The sequence below is a fragment of the Serratia sp. ASV30 genome (assembly GCF_016428815.1).
Taxonomy (GTDB): domain Bacteria; phylum Pseudomonadota; class Gammaproteobacteria; order Enterobacterales; family Enterobacteriaceae; genus Chania; species Chania fonticola_C.
On sequence record NZ_JAELTL010000054.1, the window covers coordinates 14,315 to 37,894 of the forward strand.

General features: G+C 53.3%; 20 protein-coding genes. 6 read left to right on the forward strand and 14 right to left on the reverse strand.

Features of this window, described 5'->3' with window-relative positions:
- Positions 1-10: 10 nt before the first annotated feature.
- The 4 genes from JHD74_RS20255 to JHD74_RS20270 form a co-directional block, all read right to left on the reverse strand.
- Positions 11-913 carry a carbamate kinase gene (locus JHD74_RS20255; protein WP_024528439.1) on the reverse strand — a complete coding sequence of 301 codons (903 nt, stop codon included), beginning with the start codon at positions 911-913 and terminating at the stop codon, positions 11-13.
- A gap of 70 nt (positions 914-983) precedes the next feature.
- Entirely contained in the window at positions 984-1,802 is an 819-nt protein-coding gene (locus JHD74_RS20260; protein ID WP_098928372.1) for a DUF2877 domain-containing protein, read from the reverse strand.
- A gap of 43 nt (positions 1,803-1,845) precedes the next feature.
- The gene (locus JHD74_RS20265; protein ID WP_186528512.1) at positions 1,846-3,111 is read right to left on the reverse strand and encodes a DUF1116 domain-containing protein; all 1,266 of its coding nucleotides are present in this window, start codon (positions 3,109-3,111) and stop codon (positions 1,846-1,848) included.
- 9 nt (positions 3,112-3,120) lie between these two features.
- Positions 3,121-4,788 carry an acyl-CoA synthetase FdrA gene (locus JHD74_RS20270; protein ID WP_199063377.1) on the reverse strand — a complete coding sequence of 556 codons (1,668 nt, stop codon included), beginning with the start codon at positions 4,786-4,788 and terminating at the stop codon, positions 3,121-3,123.
- A 408-nt stretch (positions 4,789-5,196) separates the two neighbouring features.
- On the opposite strand from JHD74_RS20270, the gene allD reads away from it, so the two are divergent.
- The 4 genes from allD (at position 5,197) to allE (ending at position 9,718) form a co-directional block, all read left to right on the forward strand.
- Complete coding sequence (gene allD, locus JHD74_RS20275; protein ID WP_024486472.1) at positions 5,197-6,246, forward strand: ureidoglycolate dehydrogenase; 1,050 nt, start codon at positions 5,197-5,199, stop codon at positions 6,244-6,246.
- Between the two features lie 120 nt (positions 6,247-6,366).
- Entirely contained in the window at positions 6,367-7,614 is a 1,248-nt protein-coding gene (gene allC / locus JHD74_RS20280; protein WP_065686307.1) for an allantoate deiminase, read from the forward strand.
- A complete protein-coding gene (locus JHD74_RS20285) occupies positions 7,611-8,888 on the forward strand; it encodes an MFS transporter (RefSeq protein ID WP_186579538.1) in 1,278 nt (425 codons plus the stop codon). The genes allC and JHD74_RS20285 overlap by 4 nt, the downstream gene beginning before the upstream one ends.
- A gap of 44 nt (positions 8,889-8,932) precedes the next feature.
- Positions 8,933-9,718, forward strand: a complete 786-nt coding sequence (gene allE, locus JHD74_RS20290) for a (S)-ureidoglycine aminohydrolase (protein WP_065686305.1) — start codon at positions 8,933-8,935, stop codon at positions 9,716-9,718.
- A 421-nt stretch (positions 9,719-10,139) separates the two neighbouring features.
- On the opposite strand, the gene JHD74_RS20295 is transcribed toward allE, so the two are convergent.
- From JHD74_RS20295 to JHD74_RS20335, 9 genes are all read right to left on the reverse strand, one after another.
- Entirely contained in the window at positions 10,140-11,486 is a 1,347-nt protein-coding gene (locus JHD74_RS20295) for an MFS transporter (protein WP_024528432.1), read from the reverse strand.
- Positions 11,487-11,613: 127 nt separating this feature from the next.
- Complete coding sequence (locus tag JHD74_RS20300; RefSeq protein WP_199063378.1) at positions 11,614-12,921, reverse strand: uracil/xanthine transporter; 1,308 nt, start codon at positions 12,919-12,921, stop codon at positions 11,614-11,616.
- 71 nt (positions 12,922-12,992) lie between these two features.
- On the reverse strand, positions 12,993-14,354 hold the full coding sequence (gene allB / locus JHD74_RS20305; RefSeq protein ID WP_074027779.1) for an allantoinase AllB: 1,362 nt from the start codon (positions 14,352-14,354) through the stop codon (positions 12,993-12,995).
- A gap of 74 nt (positions 14,355-14,428) precedes the next feature.
- Positions 14,429-15,883 carry a putative allantoin permease gene (locus tag JHD74_RS20310; protein WP_199063379.1) on the reverse strand — a complete coding sequence of 485 codons (1,455 nt, stop codon included), beginning with the start codon at positions 15,881-15,883 and terminating at the stop codon, positions 14,429-14,431.
- A 203-nt stretch (positions 15,884-16,086) separates the two neighbouring features.
- Positions 16,087-16,968, reverse strand: coding sequence for a 2-hydroxy-3-oxopropionate reductase (gene glxR, locus JHD74_RS20315; RefSeq protein ID WP_199063380.1), 882 nt, complete (start codon positions 16,966-16,968; stop codon positions 16,087-16,089).
- Positions 16,969-16,978: 10 nt separating this feature from the next.
- The gene (hyi, locus tag JHD74_RS20320) at positions 16,979-17,758 is read right to left on the reverse strand and encodes a hydroxypyruvate isomerase (protein ID WP_065686302.1); all 780 of its coding nucleotides are present in this window, start codon (positions 17,756-17,758) and stop codon (positions 16,979-16,981) included.
- 11 nt (positions 17,759-17,769) lie between these two features.
- The gene (gene gcl, locus JHD74_RS20325) at positions 17,770-19,551 is read right to left on the reverse strand and encodes a glyoxylate carboligase (RefSeq protein WP_199063381.1); all 1,782 of its coding nucleotides are present in this window, start codon (positions 19,549-19,551) and stop codon (positions 17,770-17,772) included.
- Between the two features lie 134 nt (positions 19,552-19,685).
- Entirely contained in the window at positions 19,686-20,501 is an 816-nt protein-coding gene (allR, locus tag JHD74_RS20330) for an HTH-type transcriptional repressor AllR (protein WP_024528426.1), read from the reverse strand.
- 68 nt (positions 20,502-20,569) lie between these two features.
- Complete coding sequence (locus tag JHD74_RS20335; protein WP_199063382.1) at positions 20,570-21,061, reverse strand: ureidoglycolate lyase; 492 nt, start codon at positions 21,059-21,061, stop codon at positions 20,570-20,572.
- A gap of 342 nt (positions 21,062-21,403) precedes the next feature.
- Here JHD74_RS20335 and allS point away from each other — a divergent pair, with 342 nt between their 5' ends.
- Positions 21,404-22,327 carry an HTH-type transcriptional activator AllS gene (gene allS, locus JHD74_RS20340; protein WP_024528424.1) on the forward strand — a complete coding sequence of 308 codons (924 nt, stop codon included), beginning with the start codon at positions 21,404-21,406 and terminating at the stop codon, positions 22,325-22,327.
- A 9-nt stretch (positions 22,328-22,336) separates the two neighbouring features.
- Here allS and JHD74_RS20345 read toward each other — a convergent pair whose 3' ends face one another.
- Complete coding sequence (locus tag JHD74_RS20345; RefSeq protein WP_024528423.1) at positions 22,337-22,678, reverse strand: hypothetical protein; 342 nt, start codon at positions 22,676-22,678, stop codon at positions 22,337-22,339.
- Between the two features lie 350 nt (positions 22,679-23,028).
- On the opposite strand from JHD74_RS20345, the gene JHD74_RS20350 reads away from it, so the two are divergent.
- Entirely contained in the window at positions 23,029-23,430 is a 402-nt protein-coding gene (locus tag JHD74_RS20350; RefSeq protein WP_199063383.1) for a hypothetical protein, read from the forward strand.
- Positions 23,431-23,580 lie beyond the last annotated feature (150 nt).

Genomic DNA, 23,580 nt, shown 5'->3' on the forward strand with positions numbered 1-23,580 from the left:
CCATCCAGTATTACGGCGTAATTAATGTCCCTGCGGTGCCTGCCAGTACCGACTCGATATCTTGCAGGGCACCGATATGTGCCACCTTGCCGCTGCGCTGCACAAAGCGGCTGACCGCCATGATTTTTGGCCCCATCGAACCATCGGCTACGGCCATCGGGGCCAGTTCTTTGGTGGTGGCAGAACGAATGGCTTTTTGCTGCGGGGTGCCCCAGTGCTGATACACCGCATCAGCATCAGTGAGGATCACCAGGTGATCGGCGTCCAGGGCTTCGGCCAGTAACGCAGAAGCCAGATCCTTGTCGATCACCGCTTCGCTACCGATCATTCCCTGTGCGCTGGCCACCATCGGAACACCGCCACCGCCGTTGCAAATCACGATGTGGTTTTTCGCCAGCAGCAGATTGATCGCTTCAATATCGATGATCTTTTTCGGTTCAGGGGAAGGCACCACCCGGCGCAGGTATTTCCCATCCAGCTTCATGCTCCAGCCATACTTTTTTTCCAGCTCGGCTTGCTGTTGCGGCTCATAAACCGGCCCGATAAATTTGCTGGGTTCCCGATACGCCGGATCTTCGCTGTCTACCAAGACGCGAGTCAGCAACGTGGACACCGGCTGAGCAGGATGGAACGCCCCTAGCTGCTGGGCCAGCATATAGCCGATCATGCCCTGGCTTTCCGCCACCAGAATATCCAGCGGATAAGGGGGAACATCGCGATAGGCCAGGTTTTGCAGCGCCAACAACCCCACTTGCGGGCCGTTACCGTGCACGATGGCGATGCGGTATTTCTTGGCCAGCTTGCCAATGGCATCGGCAATTAACGCAATGCTCTGATACTGATTCTCTGCAGATAACACCGCGCCACGCTTTAACAGGGCGTTGCCCCCCAAGGCAATAACTAACGTTTCCATTCAGGTACCCATTTTTCAAGTAATAGCAGCCCATACCGAACGGCATTCGGCATGGTTTTCCGCTGATAAATTAATAAAGACGATTGATTGCCATCGCGCCCAACCAGACGCCCAATAGCGTATCCGCACCGGAAAAATGCCCGGTTGCCAACATGTCGTTGATGGCTGCGGGTAATTCTTGTGGTCTGAGTAAGGCGCGTGCCAGAAGTTGTACCGGGGTGGAGAAGATCCCCTGCTCGGCAAACTGCAAATAGTGGACGCTGACCAAGGTGGTCAACTGGCTTAAGGGTTGGCTGGCGGCAAAAAAGGACGACAACCTTGCGACATCCACGCGGCTATCGAGATGAGCCGCCAGCAACATGCCCAGCACCGTGTCATCATTGCTTGGCGTCAAGCCAGGGCCTTTGCCAAGCACGGCGCTCCAGTCTACTTTCTGCCCCAACAACCAGGCGGTAAAGTGCTGCTGTAGTTCGCGAATTTCCAGACAATGCGGCTGGTCAACGAGGTTGTCCAGGCGGCCAAACAGGCCGGTCTGGGCATCAACATCGGCCAGCGCGGTAGCCAATGGCGGCAACGCAATTTCTCCGCTCACCTTCAGGCAGAGATCCAAGCACCTCCCCTGGCGGTAGATGGCAATATCCTCCAGTTCGATCCCCGCCGGTGAAAGCTGGCAATGCTGGGCCGCAGGCAGGCTGTCAAAGATTTCGTCGAAGTCATCGTCGCCAATTTCCCAGCCCATCGGGCTAAGCCCACGCCCTTCACGGTGCAACGTCAGTAGCCGATCGTTAGGCGAGAGAAAGTTGATGGCATTGTTGAAACGCCCCACGCAGCGTAACGGACCGTAATCTTGCGTGGCATAGCGGCTAATGGCTAACGCGGTGATGTCCATAACTTGCTCCCTAGCCCGGAGTCTCCTCCGGGCTAACCGGTTGTTACGCGCTGATACCCAGCTTTTCTGCCAGTGCTTCGATGGCTTTTTCAAAGCAGCCCAATGGAGCACGCACGGTACCGGCACCAATCTGCCCAACCCCGGCTTCACGGTGGGCAATCCCGGTGTTGATCAACGGAGTAATGCCGGTTTCCACCACCCGGCGGGCATCCAGCCCCAGGCAAGCGCCCTGGAAGTCCCAGGTTGGGATTTGCAGCATCATGTTGCGTTCCAGGTAAATTTCGGCCATCTCTTCGGAGATATCGGTCGCGGCACTCATGCCACCGGCGGCACCGACAAAGCGTGTCACACCAGGCGCGGCGACCATGGCCGCACCGCCAATGCCGAAGGTTTCGGTAATGGCACTGTCGCCAATATCCGGGTTGGCGTCAGCCTGGCTATAGCCGGAGAAGAACAGGCCTTCCGGCGTATTGACCGGCGCGGTAAACCATTGGTCGCCCATGCCGCTGATCTTGACGCCAAAGTTTTTGCCGTTACGGGTCATCACCGTCACGATGGTGCCTTGCTTAATCTCGGCCCCGGCGTCCATGGCCGCCTTGCAATAGGCCATCGCCAGGTTGAGGAAGAACTGATCGGTGATGCTGAGGAATTGCATGACCTTGGCCAGCTCAACGTTGTCCCGCTCAAGCAGGCTGATTTTAGGGGCTAACAAACGCATCAGCAGCGCCGACGCCGCGATATTACGCTGGTGGAACTCGTCCCCCATGGTGATGGCCTGGGCCATAACGGCGGTGAGGTCAATCCCCTCATCAAAGGTGGCAAGCACCTCTTTCAGTACCGGTGCCAGTGAGTCACGCATCCAGCGCAGGCGCGCCTGCACGTCTGGCCCATAGGCACCAAAGCGCATCACCTTACCGATCCCTTCGTTCAGGTTGCAGTAGGCATGGTTACCATGAACGGTGTTTTTCACCACCACCAGCGGCATATGCGCCGAGGTGATGCCCCCCATCGGGCCAACGGCACTGACGTTATGGCAAGGGATGAATTCAATCTCACCGTTTTCCAGCAGTGTCAGCGCCTGCTGCTCACTTTCAGCCCACTGTTCAAACAGGCATGCCCCAATGCAGGCACCGCGTACCGGGCCACTCATTTCCGCCCAGGTGACCGGCGGCCCGGCATGCAGCAGTTTTCTCCCCTGCGCCAACTGCGGGATCAGGTTTTTCGCTAAATCAACATCCTGCCAATGAGGGCGGGCTTCACGGATCCTGGCGATAACGGCAGCGTTTGCTTGTTCAATAGTTGCGGTCATATCAATCCCTTACTTTAAATTTTTCAGTATGTTAGCCAATCGTTGATTACCACCAGCCACCGGGGCCCATTGGTAATGCACCACTGAAATTTCGTTGGTTTGCAGATCGTCGGCAAAGCTACGCAAGCCTGCATTGATCACGGAAACACCGGCCAGCATGGCGGGTGCTGGTTCGTTATTACCCTGCTCTGGAGGGGCGATTAACTGGCAGGCCAGCGCGACCGCTTCAGGCAGCGAATTCATCACGGCAATGCCGGCCTCGGTGAGCGTGGCAATCTGTTTGGAGCGCTGCTGGGGGTCTTGTTCGGTGCCTGTTACCGTGGCGATAACTGCCAACGGATGGGCCGCACCACGTTTTTCGCGTACGCGTTTGACTTCGGTAGCCAAGGAATCTGCGGGATCTTCCTGCGCGCCATAGCCAATCACCACATCCAGCAGCAACACGCCAATCTGCGGCTGCTGAGCAAGGCGAGCGATTTCCTGATTACGGGTGGACGGGTCGATCATCGGGTGTGGTTTGCCCTGGGTGTAGAAATCGTCCCCCATATCGATAATGCGGTGTCCGTCGGCGTTGAGCATTGAGCCGTGCTGATGCTTGCTGTCGGCCTCCACGCCCAGCCGATCGGCCAGCAACATGGCGCATTCCGCCGCCAGCGTGCCACCGGCGTACAGGCCGGATATTTTGCCACCGCATACCGCAGGTTGCTGTGCGGCCATTTGCTGCACGTTTGCCAACATCGCAGCCAGGCGGGCGGCTTCATCCAAGGTCGCGGCGAAGGTGATGTTACCCTCTTGTTTAGCAGGTGCTTTAGCTCCCAGGAACAAAGCGACCACCGGTTTGCCAAGGGTCTTCATCTCACCGATAACCCGTTGACGTACCGCTTCGGCCGGAGGCTTGGAGACAAACGCCAACACCTGGCTTTGCGGATCGGCCGCCAACATTCGCAGTGCGCTGATAGCGCTGATACCACCGATTTCGGCAGTTAAATCACGCCCGCCCAAGCCAATGGCGTGAGAGATGCCTTGCCCAGCCAGGGTAATTTGTGAGGTCAGCTCCTGGATACCCGTTCCCGAGGCGCCAATGATGCCGATCATGCCTTTGGGGGCCACGTTGGCAAAGGCCAGCGGTGCCCCGGCAATATTGGCCGTGCCACAGTCTGGCCCCATCACGATCAGGCCCTTGTCACGCGCCTTGGTTTTTAGCGCCACTTCCTGCTCAACGCTGACGTTGTCGGAAAACATCATCACGTTGCAGCCATCGTCCAGTGCCTGATCGGCCAGCTGCGCGGCATATTCCCCCGCAATGGAGATCAGCACCATATTGGCATCCGGCAACTTCTGCCGCGCCATACGCCAACTGCGTGCCTTGAGCAGGCGTTTACCGCCCTGCTGCCCCTGGGCAATGGCTTTCAACGCCAGGTCTAACGCTTCACCGATCTGTGTGGTGATGCTGTCATCGGCAGATTCCGCCTTGATCGCCACGCAAATATCATTGGGGGTCGCTTCACTGAATTGCGGATGCCAGAAACCGGTCGCTTCAAGTAAGGATTTATTGGCCGGCGTGCCCATCATGACCGATATTTCTTCGACGTTGGGTGATTCGCTGAGCTTACGGGAAATTAGCATCAGGCTGACGGAATCCTGAAAGCTCCCTTTTTTTATAAAAGCATGGATCATAGTGATATCCTTAAAACAGCATGTGAACTTCGCAATGGGCGTTCTCAGATATTTTTAGTAACCTATTTATTTCAGACCCCATATTCTTATTGGCCAAGCTACAAATAAAACCCATTGACGAAGGTGAGTCTCATCACACTTTGCCCATTGTTAGAAAAAATCATCAAGTCCGGCGGGGATTAATTGAATTCAATCGTCAGAAAGACGGCGCTTTGTTAAAAATAATCTAACAATGGTAATGCCATTCAACGAAAATTTAAGCCAATAAAATAATAGCCGTCTGGATCACATTATTCCCTTGCTATGTTTATACAGTAGGAGACAGAGATAGTTTTAATAAACCGTATACCCGTCGTCTTTCAAGCTGCAGCTTGAAATCCATGGGGTATATCAATGGAAGGACTGTCAATGAAAGTCTCTAAGCAGCAACTGCATCAACTGATTCAAAATAAAATTCATTCTGCAGGCCTAAGCCAGGAACACGCCGGGATTGTCGCGGACGTTTTGGTCCATGCAGATGCGCGCGGGATCCATTCCCATGGCGCGGTGAGGGTGGAATATTATTCTGAACGCATCAGCAAAGGCGGCACCAATAACGACCCGCATTTCACCTTTGAAAAAACCGGCCCTTGCAGCGCAGTTTTTGATGGCGACAACGGTGCCGGACATGTCGCAGCCAAGCTGGGTATGGACCACGCCATCGAAATGGCGAAAGAGAACGGCGTAGCGGTGGTAGGCGTTCGCCGCATCGGCCACAGTGGCGCGCTGTCTTACTTTGTGCAACAGGCCGCCCATGCGGGCATGATTGGCATCTCAGTGTGTCAGTCAGATCCGATGGTCGTCCCTTATGGCGGTGCAGAGGTCTATTACGGCACCAACCCTATCGCTTTCTCGGCACCGGCCGAAGGCGACGACATCATGACCTTCGATATGGCCACTACGGTTCAAGCCTGGGGCAAGGTGCTGGATGCTCGCTCACGCAACGTGCCAATCCCGGATACCTGGGCGGTAGACAGCGAAGGCAATAACACCACCGATCCTTTCGCCGTCAGCGGGCTGTTGCCTATCGCCGGGCCAAAAGGTTACGGCCTGATGATGATGGTCGATATTCTATCCGGCGTGTTGCTTGGCCTGCCGTTCGGTAAACACGTCAGCTCGATGTATCACGACTTAAGTGCAGGCCGGGAGTTGGGCCAGTTGCATATCGTGCTCAACCCAAGCTATTTCACCAACGAAGTGACCTTCCGTAAACATATCAGCCAGGTAATGAGAGAACTGAACGAAATCAAACCGGCACCTGGCGTGAAACAAGTGCTCTACCCTGGCCAGGGTAGCCATATGCGCGAAATAGAAAATGAAAAGAATGGCATCGATATTGTTGACGACATTTATCAATACCTGATTTCTGACGATATTTACCAGCGTTCCTACGACCATAAAGATCCGTTTGCCAGTTAATCGTCAGATTAATTAAATCAGGCGGAGAAAAGCTATTTTCGCCGCCATTTTCCTTATCAACCCTCCCGACAAAGCTGAGTTGGCGCATGTCTCAGGGACGTTACAAGCAGGCAGATAAATATGAAGAATTTCCAACAAGAAATTAGTGAAACTTCTGGCTGGTTATCCAAGATCGGGGCAGATCCCAGCGGCGGCATGACGCGCTTGCTGTATACCCCTGAGTGGGTGGAAGCCCAACAGGCGCTGAAGCAGGCTTTTGAAACCGCCGGTCTGGCGACCTCTTTTGATGCCGTCGGCAATTTATCCGGCCGCCTGCAGGGCAGCAAATATCCCGATCAGGTGATCCTTTCTGGCTCGCATATCGATACGGTCGTCAACGGCGGCAACCTTGATGGTCAGTTTGGTATCGAAGCCGCCTATCTGGCGATCAAACATCTGAAAGAAACCTACGGTGCGCCGTTGCGCACGCTGGAAGTCATCTCGCTGGCCGAGGAGGAAGGCAGCCGTTTCCCTTACGTTTTCTGGGGCAGTAAAAACATTATCGGTTCCGCTCGCCCGGAAGAAGTCAAAAGCATCTGTGATGCCAAAGGCGTAAATTTCGTTGACGCCATGCATAGCGCAGGCTTTGACTTCCGCCCGCAAGACCAGCCTCTGCGCAAAGATATCGCCGCCTTCGTTGAACTGCATATCGAGCAGGGCAAAGTGTTGGAGACCGAAGGAAAAACCATTGGTGTGGTCACCAGCATCGTCGGCCAGCGCCGCTACGATATCAAACTCAAGGGCGAGGCCAACCACGCGGGCACCACGCCAATGGGTTACCGTAAGGACACCGTTTATGCCTTCAGCCGGATCTGCTGCGAATCCATCGCCAAGGCCAAAGCGGAAGGCGACCCGCTGGTGCTGACCTTTGGCAAGGTCGAGCCCAAGCCTAACACCGTCAACGTCGTGCCCGGATTCACTCATTTCACCCTGGATTGCCGCCACACCGACAAAGCGACGCTGCTGCGTTTTACCCAAGAGATCGAAGCCGATATTCAGCGCATCTGTGCCGAAATGGGCATTGAGGTCGAGATCGACCTGTGGATGGATGAAACGCCGATCCCCATGGACAAACAGTTACTGGCCTGCGTCAGCCACCTGTGTGAAAGCCATAAGCTGAACTACCGCATGATCCACAGCGGTGCTGGCCATGACTCACAGATTTTTGCCCCGCACGTGCCGACGGTGATGATGTTTGTGCCAAGCATTGCCGGTATCAGCCATAACCCGGCGGAAAAAACCGAACTGCCCGACCTGGCCGAAGGGGTGAAAATTCTGGCGCATACCTTATACCAACTGGCCTATACCGAGCAGGGAGCCCGCCTATGAGCAACAGTAAAACCTCCTCCAACACCGGATTTGATCCGCTGTATTGGAAAAAAATCGTGGTGGTCCTGTGCCTGGGCTGGGCGGTGATCTGGATTTACCGCACGGTGCTGACACCGATCTTCCCTGAGATCCAGGCAACCATCGGCTCGCATTCCAACGCCGAGATGGGCCTGATCGCCAGCTTCTACTTCTTTGCCTATACCGGGATGCAAATCCCGGCCGGGATCCTGGTGGATAAGTTCGGTAAGAAGGTGGTGCTGATCCCAGGTTTTTGCCTGTTCATCATCGCCACCTTACTGATCGGCAACGCCACCAGCCTGACCATGATCTACGCCGGTAGCCTGCTGGCCGGGATGGGCTGTGGCTCTTACTACGGTTCAGCCTACTCGCTGTCATCAGAAAACATCCCGTTGGAACGCCGTGGTTTGGCCACCGCCATTATCAACAGCGGCTCTGCGCTGGGGATGGCCATTGGCCTGATCGCCTCCAGCCTGCTGGTGAAAAGCATGGGGATGGACTGGCAAATCATGCTGTTTATCATCACCGGCTTGCTGGTGGTAATGACGGTGGTGTTCTTCCTGGTGATCAAAGGGGGCTCCTACACCGCCTCACTAGCCGCCAGCCCGGCAGCCGCTGCGGCCACATCGGTAGAAGAGACCGAGGAAGCCAGTGGGTTGTTCAGCCTGCGGATGATTTCCGCCTACGTGATGTATTTCGCCACCTGCTATGGCTACTACATGATCGTGACCTGGCTGCCTTCCTTCCTGCAACAGGAACGTGGGTTCGAAGGCGTGGCCATCGGCTTCTCCGCCGCGCTGGTTGCCTTTGCCTCCGTTCCAGGGGCGCTGTTCTTCAGCCGCATGTCTGACCGTTTCCGCGCCAAGAAAGTGCAGTTGATCATCTTCTTGCAAATCTGTGCCGCAGTGACGCTGGTCTGCACCGTGATCTCACCGGACTCTACCACCCTGCTGGTCAGCCTGATCCTTTACGGCCTGCTCGGTAAGCTGGCGGTGGATCCGATCATGATCTCCTTCGTCGCGGATAACGCTCCGAAGAAAGGCTACGGCACCAGCTTTGGCGTGTTTAACTTTTTCGGCATGTCCTCTTCGGTGATTGCTCCATTCCTCACCGGGGTGATCTCCGACAGCACCGGCTCCAAGGTGATGGGCTTCTATATCTCGGCCGCCATCCTGCTGATCGGCACCGTGATCTTCTTTACCGTCAACGTGTTGATGAAGCAGAAAAACAATCGCCAAACGGCGGCACAGGCATAATTTTTGTTGTAGGGCTACGGCCCTGACTAATCAGGAGAATTAACGTGGGTTATATCAATAATCAGATTGGCTATCCAAAAGATATCCTAGCTTCGCGCTCCATTATCAAACGCGACAACTATGCCGTGATCCCACCGGATGGCCTGGTGCGTAACATCATTCCAGGCTTTGAGAACTGCGACGTTACCATTCTTGCTACCCCGAAACTGGGCGCCACTTTTGTCGATTATCTGGTGACACTGCATGATGGCGGCCGTAACCAGCAAGGCTTTGGCGGTGAGAATATTGAAACCTTGGTCTACGTTATCGAAGGCAACATCACCGCGTCAGCCGACAGCACCGATTATCCACTCACCACGGGCGGCTATCTGTATTGCCCTGCCGGTGTGATGCTGCGCCTGGAGAACACCAACGGCGGAAAACCAAGCCAGCTGTTCCTCTACAAGCGTGTCTACAACCGCATCAAGGGCTATGAAGCTCACGTGGTGAGCAACAACGTCAACAAGCTGGAAAGAATTCACTATGAAGGCATGAGTGATGTGATCCTGCAAGATCTGCTACCGAAGGATCTGGGGTTCGATATGAACATCCATATCCTCTCTTTCAAGCCAGGCGCCAGCCATGGCTATATCGAGACTCACGTGCAGGAACATGGTGCTTATATTCTCAGCGGTGCTGGGATGTACAACCTGGATAACGAGTGGATCCCGGTCAAGAAAGGGGATTACATCTTTATGGCTGCCTATGTTCCGCAAGCCGGCTATGCGGTGGGCCAGGAAGAGTTCAGCTATATCTACTCGAAAGACTGCAACCGCGACGTTGACTTCTAATCCCGCCCAAAGGCCACGCTCTAAGTAGTGTGGCCTAATTGATTAAAGCAGAGTCTTCTTACTCATTCAGCAATCAATATTTCCCCTCACCCCAACCCTCTCCCACAGGGAGAGGGAGCCAGTTCAGCGCAACATTCAAGTGTAGAAGCCCATCGGTAAGACAAAGACTTTAATACGCTGGATTCAATCTATCGATTCAATACGCTGATGTTAATCGGTAACACGTTGCCAATCCTTAATTAAGGATCCCGGTGAAGACATTAATACGCTGGAGTTAATACGTGGCACATTCGGTCCCCTCTTCATCATTAACCAAAAAAAACCATACCTTCAGCCAATGAAATAGATCACCACATAGGCAGAGAGAGCATGGTTTTTTATCAATCGGAGCAATTATCAATAACCGAACTTCTATTGACTATTATTTATTAACCAGTTTTGCCGGAACGCTATAGGTCAATATGGCCCCCAATATCATCATACTGGATAGCACACACATCGCGACCAGATTACTCTCCGTGGTGTTTTTAAAGTAACCAATAATATAAGGAGAAATAAAACCTCCTATATTGGCAATCGAGTTAATTAGCGCTATCCCAGCAGCAGCGCAGGTACCGGTAAAGATAGCATTTGGCAAACTCCAGAACAGCGGCGAAGGGACCAGGCTGGAGGCAACAGCAATACATAATGCCACCATCACGATGACTTTATTGTCTGGGAACAGGCCGATAAAAATCAACGAAACCGCAGCAATACAAAAAGGAACAATGATATGCCAACGCCTTTCTCGGTGTTTGTCAGAGCTGCGTGCAGCCATTAGCATAGCGACAACGGCCAGCATATACGGCAGCATGGTCAGCAAACCGATATCCATTACCGAGCTTACCCCCGTATCACGGATCATGGTTGGCACCCAGAAGGCCAATCCCCCTTGCCCCATCACCGTACAGAAACAGATCAACCACATTTTAGTGAAAGCAGAAGACTTCAGCATGGTCTTCATTGTCCACTCCTGCGCTGCACCATCAGCACCTATCTTTTTCGATGTTCCCTGCACCATATCTTGGGTGATCATCTCTTTTTCTTGTGGACTGAGCCATTTAGCACTCTGATAGGTATTATCCAGGAAGAAGAAAATGACGACCGCAATCAATAATGCACGCGGACCACTGATAAAGAATAACCATTGCCAGCCGGACAGCTCGAACATGCCATTCATGTTTTCAATAATCCAACCGCAAAGTGGCCCACCGATGATGTTACTCACCGGTATCCCACAAACAAACAGCGCCGTCATTTTTGCCCGCTGGCTTGAAGGGAACCACAGTGTCAGATAGAGGATCACCCCCGGATAAAAACCGGCTTCGGCTAACCCCAGCAGGAATCGTGCCAGATAAAACTGTGTGGGATTGGTAATGAAGATACTCAGCATTGAAATCGTGCCCCATACCAACATCAACAGGGCGATGACCTTCCGCGCACCATACTTACTCAGTAAGATATTACTTGGCACACCGGCGATAATATAACCAATAAAAAATACACCAGCACCGAGGCCATAAACCGCCTCTGCCATCGACACATTACCTTGCAGAATATCCGGCATCATCTGGAATTTTGAAAATGATATCCCAACACGATCAAGATAACCGACGATATAGCTAATCAGTAATATCGGCATAATTCGCCAGGCTATTTTACGGTAGAGTTTAGCCTTGTCGGGACTGGCCAGAATAGCTTGATCAATCGCAGCATTATTGGTCGCCATATCGGATCTCCTTGGTTGGCATCCTGCTATTTCAGATTTTATTTCAGTGTCATTGGATTAAATCGCCCTCATCATCAAAGACAGGGCGGTGAGAATTTAAACAATATTGATTGCTATATTATAAATGCTAGCGTGGTTTCACCTTATCCCACGGAATACTATTCTCAACCAACACCGCCAATAGCACGCCAATCAACAGGCCATTGCTGAATAGCGGCCTGATGGTGATCGGCACCCCCTGCCAAAAGGAGGAAGGCATACTCATCAGGAATACGCCCAAAAATAGCGGTAGCGCCAGCCGATAAATGTTGCGGCTATTCAGTTCGATCTTGTTGATAAACAGCACCGAGGAGAACAGCAGCGGCAGATAAGAGGCCAGCATAACGGCACTGCTGACCGTGAGAGGAATACTGCAGAAGAATTGCGCAAGCGGCGTCAACATCCCCACCAGCAGGAATACCACGCTACCAATAATAAACGAGCGCTGACTGCTGTCTTGTGTCTGGGTCAGCAGGCCAATGGAAGAGACAAAAGGCGAGAAAGGCACCACGCCCAGTGGAGCAGCCAGGCAGGTCAGCCCACCTGAGACCATAAAGCTACGCCGGAACAGGCTTCTGCCCGCCGGGCCGTCCGCGTAAAAAATATCGGTGCCACGAATGGCGGCAAAGTTATTCGATACGTTGACCAAACCGGTCAGGACGGCGCTGATCACAATCCCCCAATGCAATTCCTGCGGCCACCCGAGTGGGAACAGCACCCAATCGCTGCCCGTGATCGGCACACCGGTGGGGGCAAACCACCAGCTGTAAACGCCCCAGCCAACCAGAGTGCCGATTAACAGCGCATATTTGCCGATCGCCCGCGGTAAAAAGGCAATAATGGCAATAATCAACAGCAACACCGTCAATGCCCAGTAAAAGGCTGGGGAGTTAATGGTCACGACGCCGGTATAAACGCCAAAAGGTAACCCCAGCATCCCTTTCATGAAGATGGTGATTAACTGCGCCCCCAGCAAAAACATAAACGTGGCCATCACCGCCGGACGGAACAGCCGTGCCAGGCGGAACCCCAAACCGCTAGCCCCAATAAGAATGGTCAAGATGCCAGAGATCAGGATCCCCACCGCAAGGCTGCCACCAATTTCTGGCAGCGGCGTGCCGTTGGCTGCTTCCGCCAGGGTCAGGGTTAAAATGGTCACCCACCACAGACCTGTTGGCCCTTCCATAATGGCTCGTCGATGGCCCAAAAACACCTGTGCCAGACAGGCCAGCGCCGTTGAGATAAAGGTATATTGGGTAATACAAAAGGTCACACCAGCAGAGAGGTTGAATGCCGATTGCAGGGTCGGTGGGATCACCACCGTATTGCAGAAAATGAAAAAGAACCACTGCAAACCCGATAACCAACTGCTACGACTGGCACATAACCCGTTCATGGGTGCTTCCTTCATATCCACTATCCCATCATTCACGCGCCCGCCCGGTGACGGGCGCTGATTAACTAGCGTTATTGCTGATGTTTAAGCACAAATTTACCGATCGGACGAACGCCAAAACCCGCCTTGAGATCGTAAATCACTTCGCCACGCAGGATGGTTTTGGCCACCCTTGCGTTGATTTTCCGCCCCACATAAGGGCTGACCTTATGGCGATACTCGAGATCGCCCGTTGCCAGTACGTAGCTGCTGTTGGGCTGAATGAACACCAGGTCGGCATCTTTCCCTACAGCAATGCGCCCCTTGTGCTTCAAACCAAAAATATCGGCGGCGTTGGTCGCCATCAATTTGGCAAACACCGGCAGCGACATGCCCCTTTTCTGCACCGCTTCATCGAACATGATATCGACGCAGTTTTGTATCCCGGCGATCCCGCCCCAGGCCTGCATGATATTGCCCGCTTTCATATCCGGTGGGCACGGCGAGTGGTCGGACACCAGGCAGTCAATCTCACCGTTAAACAGCTTATCCCACAGCCCTTTTTGGTTCTGCGCATCGCGGATCGGCGGTGAACACTTGGCCAGGGTGCCTATTTCCTCAAACTGGTCGGTATCCAGCACGAAGTAGTGCGGGCAGGACTCACAGGTGACCTGTTGCCCTTCCAGACGAGCACGAGTCACTTCCGCCACCCCTTCTGGGCTGCTTATGTGGCAAATATGCAAGCGGCAACCCGCGACCTTGGCCAGATACAGCACCCGGCGGATCGCCTCAACCTCGGTGAATACCGGGCGAGAGGCGACATAATCGTGCGCCGTTACGCGCCCTTCCGCCTTGGCCTCTTCCCCCAACGCATCACAAATCAGGGCGTTTTCGGCGTGCACCGCCACCAACTGATCCAGCTTGGCTAAGGTCTGCAAACCTTTGAAGTATTCGAAGTCGTTCACGTCGCGGAAGTCATTGCTGACGCTGCGATCGCCGCAGGTCGCTACAAAGCATTTATAGGCCACCACGCCAATCTCATCGAGCTCATGCAGCCGATCCAGGTTGTAGGAAACCAGGCCACCAAACTGGGCCGCATCGATGGTGAGCTTGCCTTCTGCCGCCGAGAACTTCATTTCTATCGAGGCTCTGTCCACCGTGGCTGGCAGTTGGTTCAGCGGCATTTCGACCATGGTGGTGATACCGCCCTTGGCCGCAGCACGCGTACCGGTTTCATACCCTTCCCAATGGGTACGGCCCGGCTCGGACATATGCGCATGGGCATCGATCATGCCCGGTGCCACCACCATTCCGCTGGCATCAATCTCCGTTTTAGCACCGGTAAGACCATTGCCGATGGCGGCTATCTTGCCCTCTTTAACCGCAATATCAGTAATGATGGCATCATGTTCTAAAACAACCTTACCGTTCTTGATAATTAAATCGTATGACATGGTCATGCTCCTTCGTGAAATTAAAGTATCATATTATTACGCTTAGGGTTATTTACTTCTTTATCATATTCACTTCAGGTATATTCTTGCCGATTAACCACTGTTCTACTTTTGAGTAGCGCATATAAACAGAATGCGCTGATAACGCCAACAAACCAGGAAACCCGTGATAAAGGCTCGAGTATTTCAATGAACTTACCGCCCAACGATAGCAACACAGCAAACAGCGTTACAATAAACGCCACGCTGTTAAAACCGTTATCGTAGTATTTATAATTACCGGGTTCGATATATAAGGTATCAAGGTCGATCTCGCCGCGCATCACGATGAAGTAATGCGCCATCATCACGCCGATCACTGGCCCTAAAATTCCGCCGATCACATCAAGAAACAGGTAGATACTTTCCTGATTCTCCATCAGTTTCCACGGGCAGATAATCAGGCTAATGATGCTGGCAATCACCACGCCATTTTTATAGGTGAGTTTTTTCGGGGCGATAGCGGCAATCTGGTAACCCGCAGGTATGATGTTACCGGTCGCATTGGTGGAGATGGTGGTCATCAGGATCACCAGCACCGCAAACACCGAGGCGAAAATACTGTCCCATTTTTGTACGATATCCAGCACGTTCCAGGTATCAACGCCGTAATGAATGCTGGCCCCGGCCAGGATACAGACGCTGGCGACGGCAAACAGCAGATAGCCAACCACCAATCCCAGCGTTTGCCCCCAGGCCTGCTGGCGGAAACTGCTGGCGTTCTGGGTAAAGTCCGAGGCGCTGACCGCCGGAGCGGCCCATACCGCCACCACCGCATTGATCACCACCAAAAACATGAAGCCGCCATTGTGAGTCGTTATAGCATTGGCCGGAACATAAGCGATGATGTTGTCCAGGCCAGCGATGGAAATAGCCCAAATGGCCATGCCGCCAAACACCACGTAGATGCAGGGGTTGAGGATCGCGGTAAACTTGTTGAGAATGCTGCCGCCTCCCAGGCCGATGGCCACGTTAACCGCCCAGAAAATCAGGAAGGCAATCAGCCCAGGCAGGCCGATCCCCAACAGGTTGAAATCCCCGCCCAAGGTCAAAAACTGTGGCCACAGTTTGCCAATCAGGATCAGGAAGGCCAGCGAGCCTGCGTAACACTGCAAGCCAAACCACATGATGGCGGCCACGCAGCCTCTGAGGATCCCAGGAAACAACGCACCACGCACGCCATAAGAAGCACGTAGGATCATGGCAAAAGGAATACCGTATTTCGAACCGGCAGCGCCGTTCATCACCATCACAAAGGCAATAATAAAGGCGCTGAGAATAATGGCGGCCATGATGCTTAAGGTGGAAAGCCCCAGAATAAAGAAGCCCCCGACGGCTACATAGTTGGGTACGTTATGTACCGAACCCATCCACAAGGTAAAATAGTTAATTCCCTTCCAGGTTTTCTTATCCGCTTCTTTGGGTAATAGGTCCTCATGATAGCCGCGCCGTTGGTAAATCTCTCTCTGCTTATTGCTAATAGATTCCATGACAGGTCCTTCTTATATTAAATAAGAAAATAGCGTAGGTTTTTTTGTTTATTATCATTACAACAAACTGATGTACTAATCTTTATATTAGTCAAATACCAATACGGCCAAGACAGACAGGAATATAACCATTAAACAACGATACGATAACCAGAATCCAAGTTGCAGGCGAAAGACACCTGCAACTTGTTATGTCTTACTCTTTAGCCAGCCACTTTATGGTTAGCCATAATTTCCAACGCCTGTACCAACGCGGAATGGTCAAGATCTTTGGCACCATTGGCCGCACAGAGGTTGAACAGCTCTTGGCAAGTGGCAGTATTAGGCAAACTGAGCGCCAACGACTTCGCACCCTGTAACGCCAGATTGAGATCCTTTTGATGCAGGGAGATACGGAAGCCCGGCTCAAATGTCCGTTTGATCATCCGCTCACCGTGCACTTCAAGAATGCGCGATGAGGCAAAGCCGCCCATCAGCGCTTCACGGACCCGTGCCGGATCGGCACCCGCTTTGGAAGCAAATATCAGCGCTTCGGATACCGCTTCGATCGTCAGGGCTACAATAATCTGGTTGGCAACCTTGCAGGTCTGGCCGTCGCCATTGCCACCGACCAGCGTAATGTTTTTCCCCATCAGGGCCAGCAACGGTTTTACCCGCCCAAATACGCCTTCGTCACCGCCGACCATAATGGTCAAGCTGCCCTGCTTGGCCCCCACTTCCCCACCGGATACCGGCGCATCCAGATAATCAGCGCCCAGTTGGTTGATGCGTTTGGCAAACTCCTTTGTCTCCAGCGGCGAGATAGAACTCATATCCACCAGGATCTTGTTTTTGAGCGGTGCTTCGGCACAGCCTTTGGCCGCAAATAACACCTCTTCCACCTGCGGCGTATCGGGTACCATAATAAAAATAACGTCAGCCTGCTCGGCCACCTGCTTGGGAGTAGCACAGGCTATGGCCCCTTTCTCCACCAGCTCCGGCGGAACCTTATTCAAGGTGTTGGCATACAGCTGATGACCGCCTGCGATCAGCTTTTCAGCCATTGGCGTGCCCATGATCCCTAAACCAATAAAGCCTACTTTCATGATATGTCCCTCAATGTTGATATTGCTTAATCCATGACAGGCCGGCTGCCGTCGTGGTCGCAGGTTTGTATTCACAGCCGATCCAACCGCGATAGCCCATCTTGTCCAGCGCGCGGAACAGATAGTCGTAATTGATTTCCCCGGTTCCTGGCTCATGGCGCCCCGGATTATCGGCAACCTGGATATGCGCGATTTTCTGCAACAGCGTTTCCATGGTGTGGGCCAGTTCGCCCTCCATGCGCTGCATGTGGTAGATATCGTATTGAATAAACAGGTTAGGGCTCGCGACCCAATCCATCAGTTCCAACGCCTGACGAGTGGTTTGCAGATAGAAAGCGGGCATATCGTATTTATTGATCGGTTCAACCAACAGACGGATATTGGCCTTGGCCAACTCCCTTGCCGCATAGCTCAGGTTAGCGACCACAATCTCATCGGTCTTATGTTGGGCGACGGATTTATCCGGGTTACCGATCAGGCAGTTGATCTGCGCACAGCCCAGCGCACGGGCATATTCCACCGCCAGACCTACGCCATCACGAAACTCGGCCTCGCGCCCAGGCAGGCAAGCGATACCCCGCTCACCCGCAGCCCAATCCCCGGCAGGCAGGTTTTGTAATACCTGCGTGAGTTGATTCTCTTCCAGTGCGCCCCTCAACGCCTGCACGGAATAATCGTAGGGAAACATATATTCAATCGCCGTGAATCCCTGCTCTTTGGCACAGCGAAACCGCTGCATAAAATCGACTTCATTAAACAACATCGATAAGTTGGCTGAAAACTTCGGCATGAGCCTGCTCCTTACTGATAGTTGAAGTAGCTGACCGAGGTCGGCGCATCTTCTGGCGACTCGGCAACGGGTTCGAATTCAGTGACGTTATCCAGCTCAGTCCCCATCGAGATATTGGTGACCCGCTCGAGGATAATCTCCACCACCACCGGAACCTGATGCAGACGCATCAACTCTTGCGCCTGCTGGAAGGCCGGAGCGATATCTTCAGGCTTAACGACGCGGATCGCTTTACATCCCAGCCCTTCGACCACCTTGACGTGATCGACACCGTATTCGCCCCCTTCCGGGTTGTTGATGTTTTCATAGGACAGTTGGACGCAGTAATCCATATCGAAACCGCGCTGAGACTGGCGGATCAACCCCAGGTAAGCGTTGTTGACCACCACGTGGATATACGGCAGCTTGAACTGCGCGCCAACGGCCAACTCTTCGATCATGAACTGGAAGTCGTAGTCACCCGACAGCGCGATCACTTTGCGCTGCGGATCGGCGGCACAGACGCCCAAAGCAGAAGGAAGAGTCCAACCTAATGGGCCCGCCTGCCCGGCATTAATCCAATGGCGCGGTTTGAACACGTGCAGCATCTGCGCCGCCGCGATCTGCGAAAGCCCGATGGTGGTGACGTAGCAGGCATCACGCCCGAACGCCCGGTTCATCTCTTCGTAAACGCGCTGAGGTTTGATGGGCACGTTGTCGAAATGGGTTTTACGCAGCAGAGTTTGTTTGCGCTGGAGGCAGGTTTCCACCCACTGTGAACGATCCGGCAGCAGCCCTTGATCCGCACGTTCACGAGCTCTTGCCACTAACATTTGCAGGGCGATTTTGGCATCGGAAACAATACCCAGATCCGGGCAGATCACTCGGCCAAGCTGAGTCGGTTCGATATCAATGTGGATCACCTTACGCCCGGCGGTATATTTATCTACCGAACCGGTATGGCGGTTAGCCCAGCGGTTGCCGATGCCAAATACCAGATCCGAATCCAGCAGGTTGGCGTTACCGTAACGGTGTGAGGTTTGTAATCCGGCCATCCCTGCCATCAGCGGGTGATCGTCCGGGATACAGCCCCAGCCCATCAGCGTTGGGATCACCGGTACGTTGCAGGTCTCCGCCAGCTCTTGCAACAGGTCGGCCGCATCCGCGTTGAAGATCCCGCCACCGGCGATGAACAACGGTTTGCTTGCGGCACACAGCATGTCCAGGGCTTTGTCGATCTGCGCTTTAGTGGCCGCCGGTTTGTAAGCCCCCAGCGAGGAGTAGGTGTCCGGATCAAACTCAATCTCGGCCATCTGCACGTCATAAGGCAAATCGATCAGCACCGGGCCAGGGCGGCCAGAGCGCATCAAGTGGAAAGCCTGCTGCAACACGCGGGGCACCAGCGCCGGTTCCATGACCGTCACCGCCATTTTGGTCACCGGCTTGGCGATCGATTCAATATCTACCGCCTGAAAATCTTCCTTATGCAAACGCGCCCGGGGAGCCTGGCCAGTGATGCATAAAATGGGAATGGAATCGGCAGAGGCGGAGTAAAGTGCGGTGATCATGTCCGTTCCCGCTGGCCCCGAAGTCCCGAGACACACCCCGATATTGCCGGGTTTGGCCCTGGTGTAACCTTCCGCCATGTGGGAAGCGCCTTCAACATGACGCGCCAGATAGTGTTTGATGCCGCCGTGTTGACGCATCGCGTTATAGAAAGGGTTGATCGCCGCGCCAGGCACGCCGAATGCGGTGTTCACGCCTTCCTTTGCCAACACGTACATTGCCGCATCTACTGCTCGCATAATTGCCATCTAAACGTTCTCCTAAATTTTTGGAAAAATTTTCCAAAATTGAAGTAGGTTCAAAAAAAACCGTTTAGTAATAAACGGGGAGGTCACCTCATCCTGCAGCCGCGATCGCGGCTACAGGTTTTGCTTTAAACGTGCTATTTCTTGCTGCGCGACTCACCTAGCGCGGTACTGATGTCGTTGGCTACGTCACGCACCAACTCCCCCAGATCCTTGAAACGATCGCTGCTAACGCGTGAACTGGGCCCTGAAATGGAGATGGCCGCAATGACGTTGTTGTTGCGGTCAAAGATCGCCGAAGCCAGGCAATTCAGGCCAAGGGCATGTTCTTCAGCATCAACGGTATAGCCCTGCGCCTGCGATTGCGCTAAATCCTTGCGTAATAAATTTACGCTGGTCAGGGTCTTCGGGGTAAACGAGTGCAGCCCCGAACGTACGCACAAATCCAGCATCTCCTCTTCCGCCAGCGGATACAGCAGCGCTTTCCCTGCCCCGGATGCGTGCAGCGGTAAGCGGCTGCCAAGTGGCGCACACATACGCACCATGGCCTGGCACTCACATTGACGGATCAGCACCGCGTCAAAGTTATTCCTGATGGCCAGGTTGGCGGTTTCGCCTGATAGCAACATCAGCCGCCGCATATAAGGGCCCGCAACCGAAACCACGTCCCGGTCATTCATATAGGCCGCACCGACGGTAAACGACTGGATGCCGATATGCCACCAGCCAAGCTGGGGATCCTGAAAAACGAATTCCGATTTCTCTAATACTTTCAATAATCTGAAAGTCGTTGATAGCGGTAACTCCAACTTCTCGGACAGCACGGAAACGGATGAGCTTCCTCCGGCATTGGCCAGAAATTGCAGGATCTCCAACCCACGATCCAACGCCTGCGCGCCTTTCGTCGCCCCTGCTTCTGTCGTTGGTCTTCCCTTTCTGCGTACTTCGTTCATTCAGGCTTTCCTTATTTAGCTCAAGGTTTCTCCGCTATAATAAACAGCCTATGCGCTTGGGGACAGCGCTATCCAAGCACAACCCGGTAAGTCTCTGGCAATGTTTTGACGATACAGTTGTCGGCACCGCCACGATCCACCGTGAAAAAGTCAGTGATCGCACCGTAGGCAAACAGCGGGTGGTGCCAAACATTGCGGTGGTAATTCACCCCTTGCTTACCGTTGGTGATAAAGGCGCGCAAAGTATGTAACGGAATTTCGTCCCCTTCCCCGGCTTCAGCAACAATCACCACGAAGCGTTCCCCCTTCATAGGCATAAAAGCCTGTGAAGACAAAGGATGTTTCTCCAACACTGAGAACTCCAACGGAAGATCGCAAGGCTCAGATCGGTTGATGCTGACCAGCACCCGATGATCGTCGGCCACTTCTACATTGGCAAGATCATGATATCGTTCTGTTTTACCACCATTAATATGGAAAAAGGGCGCCCCCTCGATCTGCAATACATTCCCATAGGGTGCAAAAGCTTCAGGTGTTAACTCAGCGGCAATCAGGTCCATCAGTTTCTCCAGGATCGTTTCAAAAAGGAACATTACTGAATGGGTTCACTCTAGACAGGTCGCCTTAAATTTAAAAGTTAATATTGGAAAAATTTTCCACAATACGATCTGCTGCACATTTTCTGTGCCACATTGAAAATATTTCATTAAAAATCAGCATATTAAAAAACACACCGCAACGATACAGTTCGTTAACAGAGCTGTTACTTTCAGCAGAGGAAGGGTAATAAAACGTGAGCGCGATCACGGGAAGCCGTTTTATGACTAACCCAAGGCAACTAAGGTAAGTAAATTCTTTTGCAACTCTAGGAGAATGATGGCCGCACCGGTTAAGGAATCGATATGCTGGATCACGAAACAATTCGATCGTTTATCAAAGTCGCGGAATGCCAAAGTTTTTCCCGCGCCGCCGAATTACTGCACAAAACCACTGCCACCATCAGTTACCGCATCAAAACGTTGGAAGAAAGCATCGGCACCCAGCTATTTATCCGCACCACCCGCAGCGTCAACCTGACCCCCGCAGGTGAATACCTGCTGGAACGTTGCCGCCAATGGCACAACTGGCTCGACTCCATGCCCGATGAGCTACGCCAGATCAATGACGGCGTGGAGCATCAGGTCAATATCGTGATCAACAACCTGCTGTACAACCCGCTAAGCGTCGCCCGGCTGTTGGCCTACCTGCAACAGCGTTATCCCTTCACGCAGTTTCATATCTCGCGTCAGGTGTATATGGGGGTATGGGATTCGTTGTTGCACGGGGATTTTCAGCTGGCCATTGGCACCACCGGGTCTGAATCACTGGCTAATGACGTCAGCGTATTGAAATTGGGGGGGATCAGTTGGGCTTTTGTGGTCACGCCAGATCATCCGCTCGCGGCCTGCCAGGACAAGGCACTGCATGAAGATCGGCTGCGTAGCTACCCGGCGATCAACGTGGAAGATACTTCGCGCAACCTGACCAAACGCGTTGCCTGGCTGCTGCCCGGCCAAAAAGAGATCAAGGTGCCAGATCTGCGCAGTAAACTCGAATGCCATTTGCAGGGGCTAGGCGTAGGGTTCTTGCCGAAAAATCTTTGCCAACCCTATCTGGATAGCGGCCAGTTGATCACCCGTGAAGTGGTCAATCAGCGGCAACCGTCACCGCTCTCCCTGGCCTGGCGTAACGACTGTGGTAAAGCCGTAGAAGAAATTGTCACGCTGTTCCAACGGCGCGATGAACGCATCACCGGCTTTGTGCAAAGTATTGATTTACCAGTTTAACACGCGATGTTATCGCTTCTGGGCCGCCACCTGGGCCCGGAGTTTCTTAATCGGTGGTGATGGCTCACGCTTCAGGACGTGCAGGAATTCATACGCCTTGTCATTGGTCGCGTACTCTGCCGGCACGCCAAAGTCCTGGATCATCATCCAGCGCTGGAACAGCTCCGGATCGGACTCTTTGATAAACCACAGCATTTTGACCGCGGTCGTGGCGATGGCCGGAATTGCGGTTACCGTGCCATTCACCCATTTATTCAGGGTGCTGCGCTGCACCCCCAAGAGTATGCACAGTGCAGGCTGCTCAATGCCTAATCGTTCCAGATAGCTTTTAAACTCTGCTTGATTATCCACCCTGCGATTTCCTCTTACTCTCTACAGACATGCCGCAGTTTAGCACATAAATTCCGTCCCCCACAGCTACGCAAATTCCGACACAGAGTTAACTTAACTCAAATTAAGGAGCTAATAGCTACGTGTAAATGATTTTTGAGATCTGTTCTCAGTAGCTGACAAAAATTGACATTGGTCAACATAATGGTTAAAACGTGATGCTTGCCTAAGAATATTCTGTAGCATCAGTTCGGTAAATCAACAAACCAGGCTAAACATCGCTTTATTTAGTAGCTAATAGCTTCTAAAAAAATGCATAAATAAACGCAGGAACACTCCGGTGTCATCCTGACTAACTCGAAGAACTAAAAATGATAATTAGGACACTGTCTACCGTGGTGATTGCCATCTTGCTGGCTGGCTGCACTTCTGCGGCGTCGCGCATGGCTGAATGTGAAGCACAGGGCGTTTCCAAGGATACCTGCTATCTGGCCGAACAAAACCGTCAGACCGCCATTTACGCTGCGGCAGAGAAGCAGGCGTTGGAAAATGCGGCAAAACAGTATGCGCAATCGACGAAGAGCAAGACACTGCAGGCACGCATTGCCGGGATAGACATCAAGATCTCGCCGGATATCAAGCAGGGCTACATTGAGCAAACGGCAGCCGCGTTGACCGAAGAAAACCAGTATGCGCAGGTTTATCAGAAAGGTGTTTACACCGCCATCTGGTACCGGCAGAAACACAAGATTCTGTCTCTTATACACATCTGACGCTGCCGACGATGCCAACTGGGTGTAGATCTCGGTGGGGGGCGGGTGATGGAGGGGGGGGGGGGGGGGGGGGGGGGGGGGGGGGGGGGGGGGGGGGGGGGGGGGGGGGGGGGGGGGGGGGGGGGGGGGGGGGGGGGGGGGGGGGGGGGG

Excerpts from the sequence above, each read along its gene's own strand:
- JHD74_RS20255 (WP_024528439.1), bottom strand. The coding sequence starts at position 913 with ATGGAAACGTTAGTTATTGCCTTGGGGGGCAACGCCCTGTTAAAGCGT.
- JHD74_RS20260 (WP_098928372.1), bottom strand. The coding sequence starts at position 1,802 with ATGGACATCACCGCGTTAGCCATTAGCCGCTATGCCACGCAAGATTAC.
- JHD74_RS20265 (WP_186528512.1), bottom strand. The coding sequence starts at position 3,111 with ATGACCGCAACTATTGAACAAGCAAACGCTGCCGTTATCGCCAGGATC.
- JHD74_RS20270 (WP_199063377.1), bottom strand. The coding sequence starts at position 4,788 with ATGATCCATGCTTTTATAAAAAAAGGGAGCTTTCAGGATTCCGTCAGC.
- allD (WP_024486472.1), top strand. The coding sequence starts at position 5,197 with ATGAAAGTCTCTAAGCAGCAACTGCATCAACTGATTCAAAATAAAATT.
- allC (WP_065686307.1), top strand. The coding sequence starts at position 6,367 with ATGAAGAATTTCCAACAAGAAATTAGTGAAACTTCTGGCTGGTTATCC.
- JHD74_RS20285 (WP_186579538.1), top strand. The coding sequence starts at position 7,611 with ATGAGCAACAGTAAAACCTCCTCCAACACCGGATTTGATCCGCTGTAT.
- JHD74_RS20295 (WP_024528432.1), bottom strand. The coding sequence starts at position 11,486 with ATGGCGACCAATAATGCTGCGATTGATCAAGCTATTCTGGCCAGTCCC.
- JHD74_RS20300 (WP_199063378.1), bottom strand. The coding sequence starts at position 12,921 with ATGAACGGGTTATGTGCCAGTCGTAGCAGTTGGTTATCGGGTTTGCAG.
- allB (WP_074027779.1), bottom strand. The coding sequence starts at position 14,354 with ATGTCATACGATTTAATTATCAAGAACGGTAAGGTTGTTTTAGAACAT.
- JHD74_RS20310 (WP_199063379.1), bottom strand. The coding sequence starts at position 15,883 with ATGGAATCTATTAGCAATAAGCAGAGAGAGATTTACCAACGGCGCGGC.
- glxR (WP_199063380.1), bottom strand. The coding sequence starts at position 16,968 with ATGAAAGTAGGCTTTATTGGTTTAGGGATCATGGGCACGCCAATGGCT.
- hyi (WP_065686302.1), bottom strand. The coding sequence starts at position 17,758 with ATGCCGAAGTTTTCAGCCAACTTATCGATGTTGTTTAATGAAGTCGAT.
- gcl (WP_199063381.1), bottom strand. The coding sequence starts at position 19,551 with ATGGCAATTATGCGAGCAGTAGATGCGGCAATGTACGTGTTGGCAAAG.
- allR (WP_024528426.1), bottom strand. The coding sequence starts at position 20,501 with ATGAACGAAGTACGCAGAAAGGGAAGACCAACGACAGAAGCAGGGGCG.
- JHD74_RS20335 (WP_199063382.1), bottom strand. The coding sequence starts at position 21,061 with ATGGACCTGATTGCCGCTGAGTTAACACCTGAAGCTTTTGCACCCTAT.
- allS (WP_024528424.1), top strand. The coding sequence starts at position 21,404 with ATGCTGGATCACGAAACAATTCGATCGTTTATCAAAGTCGCGGAATGC.
- JHD74_RS20350 (WP_199063383.1), top strand. The coding sequence starts at position 23,029 with ATGATAATTAGGACACTGTCTACCGTGGTGATTGCCATCTTGCTGGCT.